Annotated in this window: 17 protein-coding genes; 10 read left to right on the top strand and 7 right to left on the bottom strand. The window is 72.4% G+C overall.

The genetic code is table 11. From position 1 onward, the window contains the following. The first annotated feature begins 38 nt into the window (after positions 1–38). Together ACZ6JT_RS16620 and ACZ6JT_RS16615 are read left to right on the top strand one after the other, a co-directional pair. Positions 39–410, top strand: a complete 372-nt coding sequence (locus ACZ6JT_RS16620) for a DivIVA domain-containing protein (protein ID WP_469210455.1) — start codon at positions 39–41, stop codon at positions 408–410. Then, positions 407–988 carry a DNA-3-methyladenine glycosylase I gene (locus tag ACZ6JT_RS16615; RefSeq protein WP_469210453.1) on the top strand — a complete coding sequence of 194 codons (582 nt, stop codon included), beginning with the start codon at positions 407–409 and terminating at the stop codon, positions 986–988. Before ACZ6JT_RS16620 ends, ACZ6JT_RS16615 begins: the two co-directional genes overlap by 4 nt. A gap of 541 nt (positions 989–1,529) precedes the next feature. Here the strand turns inward: ACZ6JT_RS16615 and chcB are convergent. Beyond that, positions 1,530–2,333 (bottom strand): 2-cyclohexenylcarbonyl CoA isomerase, encoded by an 804-nt coding sequence (gene chcB, locus ACZ6JT_RS16610; protein WP_469210452.1) that lies wholly within the window; start codon positions 2,331–2,333, stop codon positions 1,530–1,532. Between the two features lie 333 nt (positions 2,334–2,666). Between chcB and ACZ6JT_RS16605 the strand changes: the two genes are divergently transcribed. Further along, on the top strand, positions 2,667–2,834 hold the full coding sequence (locus ACZ6JT_RS16605) for a DUF3117 domain-containing protein (RefSeq protein WP_003966491.1): 168 nt from the start codon (positions 2,667–2,669) through the stop codon (positions 2,832–2,834). Positions 2,835–2,955: 121 nt separating this feature from the next. Continuing rightward, positions 2,956–3,573, top strand: coding sequence for a hypothetical protein (locus tag ACZ6JT_RS16600; RefSeq protein ID WP_469210449.1), 618 nt, complete (start codon positions 2,956–2,958; stop codon positions 3,571–3,573). A 10-nt stretch (positions 3,574–3,583) separates the two neighbouring features. On the opposite strand, the gene ACZ6JT_RS16595 is transcribed toward ACZ6JT_RS16600, so the two are convergent. Further along, positions 3,584–4,246 (bottom strand): O-methyltransferase, encoded by a 663-nt coding sequence (locus tag ACZ6JT_RS16595; protein WP_030710037.1) that lies wholly within the window; start codon positions 4,244–4,246, stop codon positions 3,584–3,586. Positions 4,247–4,424: 178 nt separating this feature from the next. Between ACZ6JT_RS16595 and sigE the strand changes: the two genes are divergently transcribed. From sigE to ACZ6JT_RS16570, 5 genes are all read left to right on the top strand, one after another. Then, entirely contained in the window at positions 4,425–5,204 is a 780-nt protein-coding gene (gene sigE / locus ACZ6JT_RS16590; protein WP_327416171.1) for an RNA polymerase sigma factor SigE, read from the top strand. Beyond that, positions 5,201–5,860: a zf-HC2 domain-containing protein gene (locus ACZ6JT_RS16585; protein WP_469210445.1), complete on the top strand. Its 660-nt coding sequence runs from the start codon at positions 5,201–5,203 to the stop codon at positions 5,858–5,860. Before sigE ends, ACZ6JT_RS16585 begins: the two co-directional genes overlap by 4 nt. 54 nt (positions 5,861–5,914) lie before the next feature. Next, on the top strand, positions 5,915–7,276 hold the full coding sequence (locus ACZ6JT_RS16580; protein ID WP_469210442.1) for a S1C family serine protease: 1,362 nt from the start codon (positions 5,915–5,917) through the stop codon (positions 7,274–7,276). A gap of 118 nt (positions 7,277–7,394) precedes the next feature. Continuing rightward, positions 7,395–7,841 carry a sec-independent translocase gene (locus tag ACZ6JT_RS16575; RefSeq protein ID WP_469210441.1) on the top strand — a complete coding sequence of 149 codons (447 nt, stop codon included), beginning with the start codon at positions 7,395–7,397 and terminating at the stop codon, positions 7,839–7,841. 141 nt (positions 7,842–7,982) lie between these two features. Then, the gene (locus ACZ6JT_RS16570; protein ID WP_469210439.1) at positions 7,983–8,714 is read left to right on the top strand and encodes a hypothetical protein; all 732 of its coding nucleotides are present in this window, start codon (positions 7,983–7,985) and stop codon (positions 8,712–8,714) included. Between the two features lie 77 nt (positions 8,715–8,791). Here ACZ6JT_RS16570 and ACZ6JT_RS16565 read toward each other — a convergent pair whose 3' ends face one another. The 3 genes from ACZ6JT_RS16565 to ACZ6JT_RS16555 all read right to left on the bottom strand — a co-directional run bounded on the left by ACZ6JT_RS16565 (position 8,792) and on the right by ACZ6JT_RS16555 (position 11,951). Further along, positions 8,792–9,952 (bottom strand): Mrp/NBP35 family ATP-binding protein, encoded by a 1,161-nt coding sequence (locus ACZ6JT_RS16565; RefSeq protein WP_469210437.1) that lies wholly within the window; start codon positions 9,950–9,952, stop codon positions 8,792–8,794. 42 nt (positions 9,953–9,994) lie between these two features. After that, complete coding sequence (locus ACZ6JT_RS16560) at positions 9,995–10,501, bottom strand: DUF1003 domain-containing protein (protein ID WP_383563839.1); 507 nt, start codon at positions 10,499–10,501, stop codon at positions 9,995–9,997. Between the two features lie 178 nt (positions 10,502–10,679). Continuing rightward, positions 10,680–11,951, bottom strand: coding sequence for a magnesium transporter MgtE N-terminal domain-containing protein (locus tag ACZ6JT_RS16555; RefSeq protein WP_469210435.1), 1,272 nt, complete (start codon positions 11,949–11,951; stop codon positions 10,680–10,682). A 199-nt stretch (positions 11,952–12,150) separates the two neighbouring features. Here ACZ6JT_RS16555 and ACZ6JT_RS16550 point away from each other — a divergent pair, with 199 nt between their 5' ends. Further along, positions 12,151–12,942: a hypothetical protein gene (locus ACZ6JT_RS16550; RefSeq protein ID WP_376619118.1), complete on the top strand. Its 792-nt coding sequence runs from the start codon at positions 12,151–12,153 to the stop codon at positions 12,940–12,942. A 19-nt stretch (positions 12,943–12,961) separates the two neighbouring features. On the opposite strand, the gene ACZ6JT_RS16545 is transcribed toward ACZ6JT_RS16550, so the two are convergent. Then, positions 12,962–13,471: a hypothetical protein gene (locus tag ACZ6JT_RS16545; RefSeq protein ID WP_469210433.1), complete on the bottom strand. Its 510-nt coding sequence runs from the start codon at positions 13,469–13,471 to the stop codon at positions 12,962–12,964. Between the two features lie 31 nt (positions 13,472–13,502). After that, positions 13,503–14,618: a magnesium and cobalt transport protein CorA gene (locus ACZ6JT_RS16540; RefSeq protein WP_469210431.1), complete on the bottom strand. Its 1,116-nt coding sequence runs from the start codon at positions 14,616–14,618 to the stop codon at positions 13,503–13,505. Between the last annotated feature and the right edge of the window lie 209 nt (positions 14,619–14,827).

The following is a 14,827-nucleotide window of genomic DNA, read 5'->3' as shown; positions in this document are numbered from 1 at the left end:
CTGCGACCTTAACCTGGTGGCCGGAGTCTCTCAGGGGAGTGATCGTGTTCTTCTTCTTGATGATCGCGCTGGTCGTGGTCGTGGCGGCGGTCACCCTGGCCGTGATCGGGGGCGGCTCGGAAGCCGTCCTGCCGGAAGCGGATCCGGACCGGGTGGCGGACGGGTTGCCGGAAACCCGCCCCGTCGTACGGGCCGACATCGACGCGCTGCGCCTGCCCGTCGCGCCGCGCGGCTACCGGATGGCCGAGGTGGACGACGTACTGGAGCGGCTCGCGGCGGAACTGGCCGAGCGGGACGCGCGGATCGCGCAGCTGACCGCCGCGGGGGCCGGCCCCGCCGGCCCCGCCGCCCCGGCCGGCCCGGCGGAGGTGACCGACCGGGTCGACCTCGGCAAGGGCGGTGAGCGGTGAGCGGCGTACTGGCCGGAGCGGACGGGCTGCGGCGCTGCCCGTGGGCGGTGTCCACGCCGGACTACGTCGCCTACCACGACACCGAGTGGGGGCGCGCGGTCCACGGCGACGACGCCCTGTACGAACGGCTGTGCCTGGAGGCCTTCCAGTCCGGGCTGTCCTGGATCACGATCCTGCGGCGCCGGGAGGGTTTCCGTAGGGCCTTCTCCGACTTCAAGATCGCGGCGGTCGCGGAGTTCGACGAGCGGGACGCGGAGCGGCTGCTGGCCGACGAGGGGATCATCCGCAACCGGGCCAAGATCGAGGCGACCCTGGCCAACGCGAAGGTCCTCGCCGGATGGGAGCCGGGCGAGCTCGACACCCTGATCTGGTCCCACGTCCCGGAGGAGCCAGGACCGGCGCCGCGGACGGTCATAGAGGTGCCGGCCATCACCCCGGAGTCCACCGCCCTCTCCAAGGCCCTGAAAAAGGCCGGCATCCGCTTCGTCGGCCCCACGACGGCCTACGCGCTGATGCAGGCCTGCGGGCTCGTGAACGACCACTTGGCGGACTGCGCGTCGCGCCTGGCGGCGAGCTGAGCGGGTCGGCTGCACCGGGCCGGTGTGGGGGCCTGTCGCGGCGCGGGCTAGCGGGTGCGGGGGTCGGTTGGGGCGGGGGCGGGCCGGTTGGCTGCGCCGCTCGGGGCGGTGTGGGGGGGTTGGTTGTGGCGCGGCCGGGCGGGTGTGGGGGTCGGTTGGGGGCGGGGGCGGGTGCGCGCCGGGGCGTCTCCTCGGGCGCCGAACGTGACGAGGGGTCGGAGAGCGGAGCCTTGTTGTGTTCGGCACCCTGCGGGGATCACCCCGACACACACCCACCCCCACCCCAACCGCCCCGGCTGACCAACCTTCCGGTGCTGGCGCACCATCCGGCCTCCCCACGCAAATCCAGCCCCGCCGCACCAAATCCAGCCCCTCCGGCGTTTGAGGAGCGGGGTCCGGGGCGGAGCCCCGATCTTTGAGCCGCACCGGCCAGCCGTGCCGTACCTTCCGGCTGGGCCGCGCAAATTCAGCCCCTCCGGCGTTTGAGGAGGGGGGGTCCCCCCGGACGGAGTCTGGGGGAGGGTGCGGGGCGGAGCCCCGTCTAGCGGCCGAGGTACTGGGGCGGCTGCTTCGCCAGGAAGGCCTGGACGGCGATGCCGTGGTCCTCGGAGGCCCCCGCACGGGTCTGGAGGACGTCCTCGTGGGCCAGGGCCTCCGCCAGGGAGTGCGAGGCCCCGTAGGCCAGGGACTCCTTCAGCGCGGCGTACGCGACCGTGGGGCCCGCGGCGAGGGCGCGGGCCACGGCCTCGGCTTCGGCGTGCAGCGAGTCCGCGGGCACCAGGCGGTTCGCGATGCCGAGCTCGTACGCCTCCTGGGCCTTGACCGACCGCGGGAAGAGCAGCAGGTCCGCCGCCCGGGAGCCGCCGATCAGGCGGGGGAGGGTCCACGAGACCCCGGAGTCGGCGGTCAGCGCCACCCCGGCGAACGAGGTGTTGAAGGAGGCGGTGTCCGCGACCACCCGGAAGTCCGACGCCAGCGCGAAGCCGAAGCCCGCCCCGGCCGCCACGCCGTTCACCCCGGCCACGACGGGCTTCGGCATCTCGGTGAGCGCCCGAACGATCGGGTTGTAGTGGTCGGCGACCGTGCTCATGGTCAGCGAGGTGCCGCTCTCGCGGTCCGAGGCGAGGTTGCCGATGTGCTCCTTGAGGTCCTGGCCCACGCAGAAGGCCCGGTCGCCGGCCGCGGTCAGCAGCACGGCCCGCACCGCCGTGTCCCCGGCCGCCGCCTCGACCGCGTCGCGCAGGGCGACCTTGGCCTCGGTGTTCATCGCGTTCATCGCGTCCGGACGGTTGATCGTGATGGTCGCGAGTCCGTCGGTCACTTCGTAGAGCACGCTGTCGGCCATGGCAGGGGGTCCCCCTTCGTCGCGGGCTTGGCTACCGGCCGGTACCGGCCGGTGCAAGGGCCAGCATGGCGGACCGGAGGCGGCGCGCACATGTGATGTGCGTCAAAGAAAGCCGGAGCCGTTCTCGTGGTGCGGCGGCGCAGTATCGCAGGCGGGTCCCCGAAATGAGTGGTTTTGGTCGAGCGCGTTGCGCAAGCGTTCCCGGGTGATGTTGGTCATCGGGTCCTGACATGCGGGATAATGGCTGGGAAGCAATGTGTTCGATGCCGGGTATTAGGCGCCTGAACGGGGCCGTCGGCTGACGATGAGCTGGTTTCAGGAAGGGGAACGAGCATGGCGGCCATGAAGCCGCGGACGGGCGACGGCCCGCTCGAGGTCACCAAGGAGGGGCGGGGCATCGTCATGCGCGTACCGCTCGAGGGCGGCGGTCGGCTTGTCGTCGAACTGACCCCTGATGAGGCGGACGCCCTGGGTGACGCCCTGAAGAAGGTCGTCGGCTGACCTCCCGAGGACGCTGACAGCACTTCCACCTTCTGCATTCTCTGCGCTGCCCCGACCGCGATCTGCGGCCGGGGCAGCGTTGTGTCGTGTTCGAGGACAGATCCCCTTCCGGAGCCACGCCGTGACCTTCTCCCCGCCCGCGCCGCCCGCCTTCGCCGACTGCAGTCCCCGGCAGAAGGCGGCCCGGGTCCTCTCCGACGTGCTGGCGCCGGCGAACCTGGTGGTGGCCCTGCTCCTGCTGATCGGCTGGCACAGCACCGCCTCGTGGACCGGGCTCGGCTGGGGCCTGCTCGGCGCCCTGTTCTGCGGCGTGGTCCCGATCGGCATCATCGTCCTCGGCGTCCGCCGGGGGGCGCTGACCGACCAGCACATCAGGGTGCGGCGCCAGCGGCTCGTCCCGATGGGGCTGAGCCTGCTGTCCGTCGTCGCCGGGATCACCCTGCTGCACGTCCTCGGCGCGCCCGGGGAGGTCTTCGCACTGGTCGTCGCGATGCTCGTGGGCCTGGTGTCGTCCCTGCTGGTCACGGTCGGCTGGCAGATATCGATCCACATGTCGGTGGCCGGCGGCACGGTGATGATCCTGGCGCTCGTCTTCGGCCCGCCGGTGCTCCCCGCGGCCCTGATCGCCGCCGCCGTCGGCTGGTCCCGCCTGGTGCTGAAGGCGCACACCCCGGCTCAGCTGCTCGCGGGCACCGTACTGGGCGGCACGGCCGCGCTCACCTTCGCGCTCCTGAGCTGACGTACGGAGCTCAGCGGCGGACGGCGCAGAGCAGCCCGTCGCCCACCGGGAGCAGCGCGGCCTCCAGGGCCGGGCTCTCCCGGACGCTGCGCAGCAGCTCGCGGACGCGGAGCACCTCCACCGGCTGGGCCGCGGAGTCGACCGTACGGCCGTCGGAGAAGACCCCTTCGAAGCACACCAGTCCGCCGGGGCGCAGCAGCCGCAACGATTCGGCGAGGTAGTCGAGGGACTCGGTGGGGTCGCCGTCGCAGAAGACGAGGTCGTAGCCGCCGTCGGCGAGCCGGGGCAGGACGTCGAGGGCACGGCCGGGGATGAAGCGGGCGCGGTTGCCCGCGAAGCCGGCGGCGCGGAAGGCCTGGCGGGCGAAGGCCTGCCGGTCCGGCTCGGGATCCACCGTGGTCAGCACCCCGTCGGGGCGCATGCCGTGCAGGAGGTGGATGCCGGAGACGCCGGTTCCGGTGCCGATCTCGGCGACCGCCTTGGCGTCCGCGGTGGCGGCCAGCAGGCGCAGCGCGGCCCCGGTACCGGGGGAGACGGAGCGCAGGCCCGCTTCCCTGGACCGGTCGCGGGCCCATCGCAGAGCGTCGTCCTCGGCGACAAACGCGTCGGCGAACGCCCAGCTCGTCTGCCGGTTGCCGGTAATGACCCTCTCCTGTCCCCATAGTTGGCGCAACGGTGACTGTATCCGCTGACGTCGGGAACCCGCAGATGGGACCGGGCGTTGTGCAGGGTGTGTGCGGGATGAGAAGGGACGGTGCCGGGCAGATCGACAGCCGCGGCCGCTCCGGGACCTAAATCTCGCGTAAAGATACTGCAAAAACGCTTATCCGGAGCTGACAGAGGGGGTGGCTATGGTAGGGACTCCACTGGACACCACCAGAGCCGACAGGGGAGGTGCGGCTGCGCCTGTGGATCGTGGGGGCGTACTGAGGCGCCTCTTCTGGTCGGCGGGTGAGCCGAAATCCGTGACCTACATTGCTGACCGCTTCCACACCGCCGACGCCGCAACCACCGCGACCTTTGCCGCCGATGCGGGCTCCCAGGCGTGGACCCCTCCTTCGTGGGAGGAGATCGTCAGCACGCACAGCGCGCGGGTCTACCGCCTTGCCTACCGTCTGACGGGCAACCAGCACGATGCCGAGGACCTGACCCAGGAGGTCTTCGTCCGCGTCTTCCGCTCGCTGTCCACCTACACGCCCGGCACCTTCGAGGGCTGGCTCCACCGCATCACGACGAACCTGTTCCTGGACATGGTCCGCCGCAAGCAGCGGATCCGTTTCGACGCGCTCGCCGACGACGCCGCCGAGCGGCTGCCGAGCCGTGAGCCGTCCCCGCAGCAGGTCCTGCACGACACCCACTTCGACGCGGACGTCCAGCAGGCGCTGGACACCCTCGCGCCCGAGTTCCGCGCGGCCGTGGTGCTGTGTGACATCGAGGGCCTGTCGTACGAGGAGATCGCCGCCACGCTCGGCGTGAAGCTCGGCACCGTGCGCAGCCGTATCCACCGGGGCCGATCGCACCTGCGCAAGGCGCTCAAGCACCGGTCTCCCGAGGCCCGTGCCGAACAGCGCGCCCTGGCGGGCGTGTCCATGGGTGCCCCCGGCGCCGGGGGAGAGGGCGGAGCCGAGTGAGCGAAGTCAGTCCGTCTCCTGCCGAACAGCACCTGGGCGACCGGCTCGCCGCCCTGGTGGACGGGGAGCTGAAGCACGACGCACGGGAGCGGGTCCTGGCCCATCTCGCGACGTGCGCCAAGTGCAAGGCCGAGGCCGATGCCCAGCGCCGCCTGAAGACCATGTTCGTGGAGAGCGCGCCCCCGCCGCTGTCCGCGGGGCTGCTGGCGCGGCTGCAGGGGCTCCCGGGCGGCGCCCCCGACGGCTCCTCCGGTCCGCTCGGCGGTCCGCCCGGCCCGACGGCGGCCGACCCCTTCGACGCGTTCGCGTACGGGCTGCCCCCGGCCGCCCGGCCGCAGCAGCAGGGCTTCCGCATACACGAGGTGGGCCGGCCGCGCCGTCGGTTCGCCTTCGTCGCCGCCGGAGCCGTGTCGCTGGCCGCGCTCGCCCTGGGCGGTGCGCTGCCGCAGGAGGGCCTGGATCCGAACGTCCGGGGGGAGTCCCCCGCGCCCGCCTCCAGGACCGGCCCCGCCCTCCCCGTGACCGACGCGTCGGTCCGTGAGCGCATGCCCACGCCCGCGGCCGTCCCGACCCTCCTGTCGACCGCCGCGACGCCCCTGCCGCCCGTGCACCCCACCCCCGCGAGCCCCGCGCGTCCGGTCTCCCTGCTGCGCTGACCCCGGAGCTGGTTGAATCAGCTGCACATGCGCACAGGTACGCGGGGAGCGCCCATGGCCGACAGGCAGCAGACCGACCCGGCTCCACAGTGGTGGAGCCGGCCCGAGGGCACGGCGGACGGCCGCCCCGGGGCGGTGCCCGCCCCGCGCCCGGGAGCCGGAGAAGAGGCGGACCCGGCGGCGTGGCAGGCGCCCGCGGCCGAGGACCGCGTCCCGGCCAGCCGTGAGGCCGGGACGGAGGGGGAACCGCCCGCCCGCGAGGTGCGCTACGACCCCTGGGGCGAGCAGCCGCTCCAGGTCGTGGACCGCGGCAAGGACCGGCGCGGATTCCGGCTGTGGCAGGTGGCGGCCCTCAGCGCCGCAACGGCCCTGCTCGCCGGCGGGACCGGCGGCTACGTCGGCGTCCTCGCCGAACGGCAGAGCAGCACCCGGCTGGAGCTCCCCCAGGCCGCCGTCGCCGACAAGGGCCGCGCACCCGAGAGCGTCGCCGGGATCGCGGCCACCGCGCTCCCCGGGGTGGTGACCCTGCACGTGCGGGGCGAGAAGGGCAGCGGCACGGGCACCGGCTTCGTCCTCGACGAGCAGGGCCACATCCTGACCAACAACCACGTGGTCGCCGACTCCAAGGAGATAGCGGTCACCTTCAGCACCGGCGAGAGCGTCACCGCCGAGCTGGTCGGCCGCGACTCCGGGTACGACCTGGCCGTGGTCAAGGTCAGCGGCGTACGGGGCCTGCGGCCGCTGAGCCTGGGGAACTCCGAGAACGTGAAGGTCGGCGACCCGGTGGTGGCCATCGGCGCGCCCTTCGACCTCTCCAACACCGTCACCGCCGGCATCATCAGCGCCACCGGCCGGCCCGTCACCGCGGGCGGCGACAAGGGCGACGGAAGCGACATCAGCTACGTCGACGCGCTGCAGACCGACGCACCGATCAACCCCGGCAACTCGGGCGGCCCCCTCCTCGACGCCAGGGCCCACGTGGTCGGCATCAACAGCGCCATCCGCGGCGCCGACAAGGACGACCCCAGCCGCCAGGGCGGCTCCATCGGGCTCGGCTTCGCCATCCCCATCAACCAGGGCAAGCGCGTCGCCGAGGAGCTCATCCGCACCGGCCGCGCCACGCACCCCGTCATCGGGGTCACGCTCGACATGGACTACACGGGCGACGGAGCCCGGGTCGGGGACAAGGGCGAGGACGGCAAGCCGTCCGTGGTCGCCGACGGGCCGGGCGCACGCGCCGGGATCAAGGCCGGCGACGTCATCACCAAGGTGGACGGACAGCGCGTCCGGGGCGGTGACGAGCTGATCATCAAGATCAGGGCGCACCGCCCGGGCGACCCGCTCACCCTCACCGTGGTGCGCGAGGGCCGCGAACGCACGCTGCAGGTGGTCCTCGGATCGGCGAACGGATCATGAGCGGCGGGTGACGGGCGGGTGAAACCGTCACGGAGGCCGCACACGGGTATGGGTGGGTGGACAACGCCGGGTACCGTGTGTTCGGGCCCGCAGTGACAGAGAGCCGAGGAGCGGCAAGGTGTTCAACGACATAGGCGCACTCGAACTCGTCACGATCGTGGTGCTCGGCATCCTCGTCTTCGGCCCGGAGAAGCTGCCCAAGGTCATTCAGGACGTGACCGGCTTCATCCGGAAGGTCCGTGCGTTCTCGGACAGCGCGAAGCAGGACATCCGCTCCGAACTCGGCCCGGAGTTCAAGGACTTCGAGTTCGAGGACCTGAATCCGAAGACGTTCATCCGCAAGCAGCTGACCGAGAACGAGGACCTCAGGGAACTCCGCAGCAGCTTCGACCTCCGCAAGGAGCTGAACGACGTCACCGAGGCCGTGAACGGCGACGGGGCCACCCCCGCGGCGCCCTCCTCGTCGGCCGCCGCCACGCCCATCGGCACCGGCCCCGATCTGCTCAAGAAGCCCGCCTCCCCGGACCTGGACCAGCGCTCGCGCTTCGACGCCGACGCCACGTGACGCGCGGCCTGCCCGGCGTTTGGCGGCCGGGTGGCTATCCTCCATCTGTTGTCCGGACCCAGGACGCCCGAGGGAGGGGGTCCCCCCAGCCCAGCGAGGGGGAGGGCCGTTCCGGACCCCACGGAACGAGAGGCCGCTCAGATGGAGACGACGAGCAGTAGCCGGGTCGGCGCCCAGACCGCCGAGGCACCCGCCACCGCCGCCGCACCCGCGCAGGAACCGCAGACCGACGCGCAGACCGACACACAGCCGCAGGACGCCGCCGCACCGGTGCCGGCCGCCCGGCGGACGGCCGAAGGCTTCCTGGCCGCAGACTTTCCCTGGTACGGGCTGGACGGGGCCTTCACCGGCCCCCGCTGGCTGATGCAGGTCGGCACCGCCGCCGACGGGACCGTGGAGCACGGCTCCACCGGTCACGGCGACGAGCCCTCCGCCCGGGGCGAGATCGCGACCGGCGAGAAGGAGCGTTTCGCGGTGGTCATCACCGTGGCGAGCAACCCGCTGCGCCGCAGCGGTGACGGCACCGGCGTCCTGGAGGCCACCTCGGTCTCCTCGGCGGCCTGGCTGGCCGGCTCCGGGCTGCTGGCCTACAGCTGGCCGGGGCAGATGGACCACTCCCTGCGCGACGACTGGCTCGACCAGCAGACCGAGGCCGCGTGGGAGCTCGCGGACGACCTCGCCGGGGAGGACTGGTCGACGCTGTCGCTGCCGGTGGACGGGGAGCCGACGCCGTTCCACTACCGCGAGTCCGAGTTCGGGTGGGTGCTGGCCGGCTCGACCGGCAGCGGGGTCCACCTCGGTGCCTACGGGCGCGGGATGAGCGCGTACGGGCTCGGCTTCTCGGCCATCGCGGACCTCACGACGTACGAGTAGGCGGGCGGGTACGGGAAAGGGCACCGCCGGCCGGCGGTGCCCTTCGTGCCGCGCGGCCCGGTGCGGGCCGCTCCCGGCTAGAACTTGTTGCGCGGGGTGATGCCCAGCGACATGCCCGAGAGGCCGCGGGCGCGGCCGCCGAGCTTGCCGGCGATGGCGCGCAGGGCCGCACCCGCCGGGGAGTCCGGGTCGGACAGGACGACGGGCTTGCCGTCGTCGCCGCCCTCGCGCAGGCGCACGTCGATCGGGATCGAGCCCAGCACCGGTACCGAGGCGCCGACCGTCTTGGTCAGCCCGTCGGCGACCTTCTGGCCACCGCCCGAGCCGAAGACGTCCACCATCTCGTCGCAGTGCGGGCACGGCAGGCCCGACATGTTCTCGACGACGCCGACGATCTTCTGGTGGGTCTGCACGGCGATCGAGCCGGCCCGCTCCGCGACCTCGGCCGCGGCCTGCTGCGGGGTGGTGACGACGAGGATCTCGGCATTCGGCACGAGCTGGGCCACCGAGATCGCGATGTCGCCGGTGCCCGGCGGCAGGTCCAGCAGCAGGACGTCCAGGTCGCCCCAGAACACGTCCGCCAGGAACTGCTGCAGCGCGCGGTGCAGCATCGGTCCGCGCCACACCACCGGGGCGTTGCCCGGGGTGAACATGCCGATGGAGATGACCTTCACGCCGTGCGCCGACGGCGGCATGATCATGTTCTCGACCTGGGTGGGCTTGCCGTCCACGCCGAGCATCCGAGGCACGCTGTGCCCGTAGATGTCCGCGTCGACCACGCCGACCTTCAGGCCGTCCGCCGCCATCGCCGCGGCCAGGTTGACCGTGACCGAGGACTTGCCGACGCCGCCCTTGCCGGACGCGACCGCGTACACGCGGGTCAGCGAGCCCGGCTTGGCGAAGGGCACCTCGCGCTCGGCGGTGCCGCCGCGCAGCGTGGCGGCCAGGTCCTTGCGCTGCTCGTCGCTCATCACGTCGAGGGTGACGGCGACGGAGGTGACGCCCGCGACCTTCTCGACGGCCTCGGTGACGTTCTTGGTGATGGTCTCGCGCATGGGGCAGCCCGACACCGTGAGGTAGACCGTGACGGCGACCGCGCCACCGTCGCCGATCTCCACCGATTTGACCATGCCGAGCTCGGTGATCGGCCGGTGGATCTCGGGGTCGTTCACCGTCGCCAGAGCGTCCAGGATCGCGTCCTGCTCAGGCACGGCGGCGGAGCTTGTGTCGGTAGCCATGCCCCGATGGTACGGCTCGGTAGCAGGCCTCGGGAAAGCCCGTCAGCGGTCGCCTTCATCACGTTCCGCCGGGAATAGCCGGCGCTCGTCCATCTCCTTGATCAGGTCCTGGAACTCGGATCTGATCCAGTCGCGGGTGGCGACCTCGCCCAGACCCATCCGCAGGGCCGCGATCTCGCGGGTCAGGTACTCGGTGTCGGCGATGGACCGCTCGTTCTGCTTGCGGTCCTGCTCCAGGTTGACCCGGTCCCGGTCGTCCTGCCGGTTCTGCGCGAGGAGGATCAGCGGAGCGGCGTACGAGGCCTGGAGCGACAGCATCAGCGTCAGGAAGATGAACGGGTACTTGTCGAACCGCAGGTCGTCCGGCGCGAAGATGTTCCACAGCACCCACACCACGATGACCAGGGTCATCCAGACGATGAACCGGCCCGTGCCGAGGAACCGCGCCACCTTCTCCGACAGCCGCCCGAAGGCCTCCGGGTCGTACTCGGGCAGCAGCGAGCGCCGCGGCGCGCGCGGCAGGTCCAGGCGGACCCGCGAGCGGGTCAGCGCGCTCGACCCGGTGCTCTGGGCCGACTTCCCCGCACGCTCGGCGGAACGTTCCGCTGCCTCCGCCGTGAGCCCGTGCTCACGCGCCTGCACCCGGGCCTGCTCGCGCCGCTCCCGGATCTGCTCGCGCCGCCGCTCACGGGCCTGCTCACCGCGCCCCCGGTCGAAGCGCCCTCGCTCACTGGCCACGCAGGGCCTCCTCGGAATGGAATTCCGTCTCCCGCCAGTCGTCCGGCAGCAGGTGGTCCAGTACGTCGTCCACGGTCACCGCGCCCAGCAGCGAGCCGCTCTCGTCGACCACCGGCACCGCCACCATGTTGTAGGCGGCCAGGTGCGTGGTCACCGCGGGCAGCGAGGCGTCCGGCCGCAGCGGCGGCAGGTCCGTGTCGACGATCGAGCTGACCAGGGTGAACGGCGGGTCCCGCAGCAGCCGCTGGAAGTGCACGGTGCCCAGGTACTTGCCCGTGGGCGTCTCGTCCGGCGGCCGGCACACGTACACCTGCGCCGCCAGCGCCGGCGACAGGTCCGCCTGCCGTACGCGGGCCAGCGCGTCCGCGACCGTCGCGTCCGGCCGCAGCACGATCGGCTCGGTGGTCATCAGACCGCCCGCGGTGTTCTCCTCGTAGGACAGCAGGCGCCGCACGTCGGCCGCGTCGTCCGGCTGCATCAGCGTCAGCAGCCGCTCCTTGTCGTCCTCCGGCAGCTCGGAGAGCAGGTCGGCCGCGTCGTCCGGGTCCATCGCCTCCAGGACGTCGGCGGCGCGCTCCTCCTTCAGCTTGCCGAGGATCTCCACCTGCTCGTCCTCCGGCAGCTCCTCCAGGACGTCCGCGAGCCGGTCGTCGTCGAGGGCGTTGGCCACCTCGGCGCGCCGCTTCGGCGTCAGGTGGTGCAGGACGTTCGCCACGTCCGCCGGGCGCATCTGCTCGAAGGTGGCGACCAGGCTCTCGGCGCCCTGCCCGTGCTCCTCCAGCGAGAAGCCCGTCACGGCCGACCACTCCACCGTCAGCGTCTCGCCGCGCCGGCGCAGCGCCCCCGACTTGCCCTTCCGTACGAAGATCCGGTCGATCTCCCAGTCCCGGCGGGCCGGCAGCTGCTGGATGGCCACGTCCAGGACGGTGACCTCCTCGCCGCTGCCGACCAGCGTCACCCGGCGGTCCAGCAGCTCGCCCAGGACCAGCCGCTCGGTGGGGCGCTGCTCGAAGCGCCGCATGTTGACGACACCGGTGGTGATGACCTGCCCGGACTCCACCCCCGTGACGCGCGTCATCGGCAGGAAGATCCGGCGCCGGCTGACCACCTCGACCACCAGACCCAGCAGCCGGGGCGGCCGGCCGCCGACGCGCAGCATCGCGACCAGATCGCGGACGCGCCCGACCTGGTCGCCGTTGGGGTCGAAGACGGGCACACCCGACAGATGCGAGACGAAGATCCGCGGGGCGCCTGCAGCCATCCGAGCGCCTCCTAGAGCGTCGACCAACAGTCTTATGGGCCCTCAGGCTAGCCCGTGCCGCGGGCAAGCGTCCTGGTGGGCGGTCCGCCCGGGGCCCGGCGGGGTCTCCCCCCGTCACGCGGGGCGCGGTCGCGGGCGGCGGCGTACGGGCGGGTACGCTGCCTGCTGCTCGCAGACGACCGACGAGAGGCACCCGCACGTGACCGCCTACTTCCCTGCCGCGCGGCTGCGCCGCGCCGCCTTCATCGGTGTGCTGTGCGCGGGCCTCGCCGTCACGGGTACGGGCTGCGGGGAGGACCCCGACGAGGGCACGAACGGTGTCGGCAAGCTCTCCGCCGACAAGATCGAGGAGAAGGCGAAGGCGGCCGCCACGGGCGCCGACTCGGTGCACCTGTCCGGCACGCTGGTGAGCGGCGGCAAGTCCTTCACCCTCGACATGCGGCTGAAGTCGGACGGCGGCTCCGGCGAGGTGAAGTCGAAGGACGACACCTTCCAGCTGCTGCGCGTGGGCGAGCAGCTGTACCTGAAGGCGAGCGCGGCGTTCTGGGGACAGTCCGACTCGGCCGGCAAGCTCGGCGACAAGTACGTGAAGGTGCCCGAGGGCGACCCCTCGTACAAGCAGTTCCGCGGGTTCACCGACATGGACGTCCTGCTGGACGGGCTGCTCGGCCTGGAGGGCAAGCTCGCGAAGGGCTCCTACACGAAGGTCGGGCACACCCGCGCGGTCCAGGTCACCGCGGACGCGGGCAAGGGCGGCAAGCTCTCGGTGTCCCTGGAGGGCACCCCGTACCCGCTGCTCATGGAGCGGGCGGGCGGCGCCGGCCGGGTGGAACTCGCCGAGTGGGGCAAGGCCTTTCCGCTGGAGGCGCCCGCGCAGGACCAGACGGTCGACTACGGCACCCAGCTGCCGACGACGAAGGACCAGAGCGGCGAGCCCGCCCCGGCCCCCTCGAAGGGCTCCGGCCAGGGCGCGAACCCGACGAAGCCCTAGGCCCGCTCCGGGGCGCCCCCTAGGCCGCCTTCCTGCGCTTCAGCAGGAGCTTCGGGAGGCCCGCCGGGATCGGCCGGCGCGTGGTCGCGGGGGAGGCCAGGGGGGCCGCGGCCAGCGAGCCGCCGGGCAGTTCGGACCGCACCGACGCCGGCTCCAGCCGCAGCAGCCGGCACTCCCGCGCCCACCGCTCCGTCATGTCCTCGGAGTCGGGCGCGTTCAGCCGCTTGCCCTTGAGTTCGGCTACCGCCGCCGCCCACTCCTCGCCGCGCGGGGGGAGCTCGCGCACGGTCGCCGTCCAGGCGACCAGCCGCCCGCCCTTGTCCTTGCTCCGCACGGTCACCTCGGCCGACGCGCCGTCCGCCAGCCCCGGGAACGGCTGCTCACCGGGCCCGTCGCCCACGACGTGGGCCGCGCCGTCCACCCAGGCGTGCCACAGGGCGCGGTCCGCCCCGGCGCCGCGGACCCAGATCAGGCCGGACTTCTTGGTGGCCTCCTCGACGAGGGCCAGGTCGAGCGTGCTGAGAGTCATGCGGACAGGGTAGGGGGTCCCTCCGCCCGGCCTACAGCCAGCCGTGGCGGCGCAGCGCGCGGTGGATGGTGAAGCAGGAGGCGGCGATCGCGACCATCACCATCGGGTAGCCGTAGCGCCAGTGCAGCTCGGGCATGTGCTCGAAGTTCATCCCGTACACCCCGCAGATCATCGTCGGCACGGCGATGATCGCCGCCCATGAGGTGATCTTGCGCATGTCCTCGTTCTGGGCCACGGTCGCCTGCGCGAGGTTGGCCTGCAGGATCGAGTTCAGCAGCTCGTCGAAGCCCATCACCTGCTCGTGCACCCGCGCCAGGTGGTCGGCGACGTCGCGGAAGTACTTCTGGATGTCCGGGTCCACCAGCCGCATCGGCCGTTCGCTCAGCAGCTCCATCGGGCGCAGCAGCGGCGAGACCGCCCGCTTGAACTCCAGCACCTCCCGCTTGAGCTGGTAGATGCGGCCCGCGTCGCCGCCGCGCGTACTGCCCTTGGCGGGGGCGGCGAAGACGTCGCTCTCCACCTCGTCGATGTCGTCCTGCACGGCCGCCGCGACCGCGATGTACCCGTCGACGACGTGGTCGGCGATGGAGTGCAGGACCGACGAGGGGCCCTTGGCGAGGAGGTCGGGGTCGTCCTGGAGCCGGTGCCGCAGACCCTTGAGGGAACCCTGGCCGCCGTGCCGCACGGTGATGACGAAGTCGGGGCCGGTGAAGCACATCACCTCACCGGTCTCCACCACCTCGCTGGTGGCGGTCAGTTCGGCGTGCTCGACGTAGTGGATCGTCTTGAAGACGGTGAAGAGCGTGTCGTCGTAGCGCTCCAGCTTCGGCCGCTGGTGGGCGTGGACCGCGTCCTCCACGGCCAGCGGGTGCAGTCCGAAGGTGGCGGCGATCCCGGCGAACTCGGCCTCGGTCGGCTCGTGCAGACCGATCCAGGCGAAACCGCCGTCCTCGCGGACCCGGCGGATCGCCTCACGCGGCGTCAGACACGCCGGCCCCAGCACCCGCCGGCCGTCGCGGTACACGGCGCAGTCGACCACCGCGCTGCTCGCCGACGGGTCACGGGTGGTGTCGTAGCCGGGCTGGGCGGGGGTGGACTTGCGCAGCGACGGGCGGACGGCCGCACGCAGGTAGGGCAGCATCGACATGGCAGGCTCCTTCGCACGCACGGCTGCGGACCGTACGGGTGGGAGACCCTCCACGACCGCGGGCGGGCACGCCCGGGCTCGGGGGAGGGAACAGGACGGGAGGACAAAGTTCTGCCGTCGCTCTTCTACTGATCAGGAGATCAGACGGAGCGGGAAGCGTCCGTCACAGAAGCGGAAGAGCGATTGGTACTGCACGATCGACTTCGATC

It is taken from the genome of Streptomyces sp. NPDC046308 (assembly GCF_055588065.1).
Note: the sequence above shows the minus strand (reverse complement) of the source record. Positions and strands in the feature narration are given on the sequence as shown.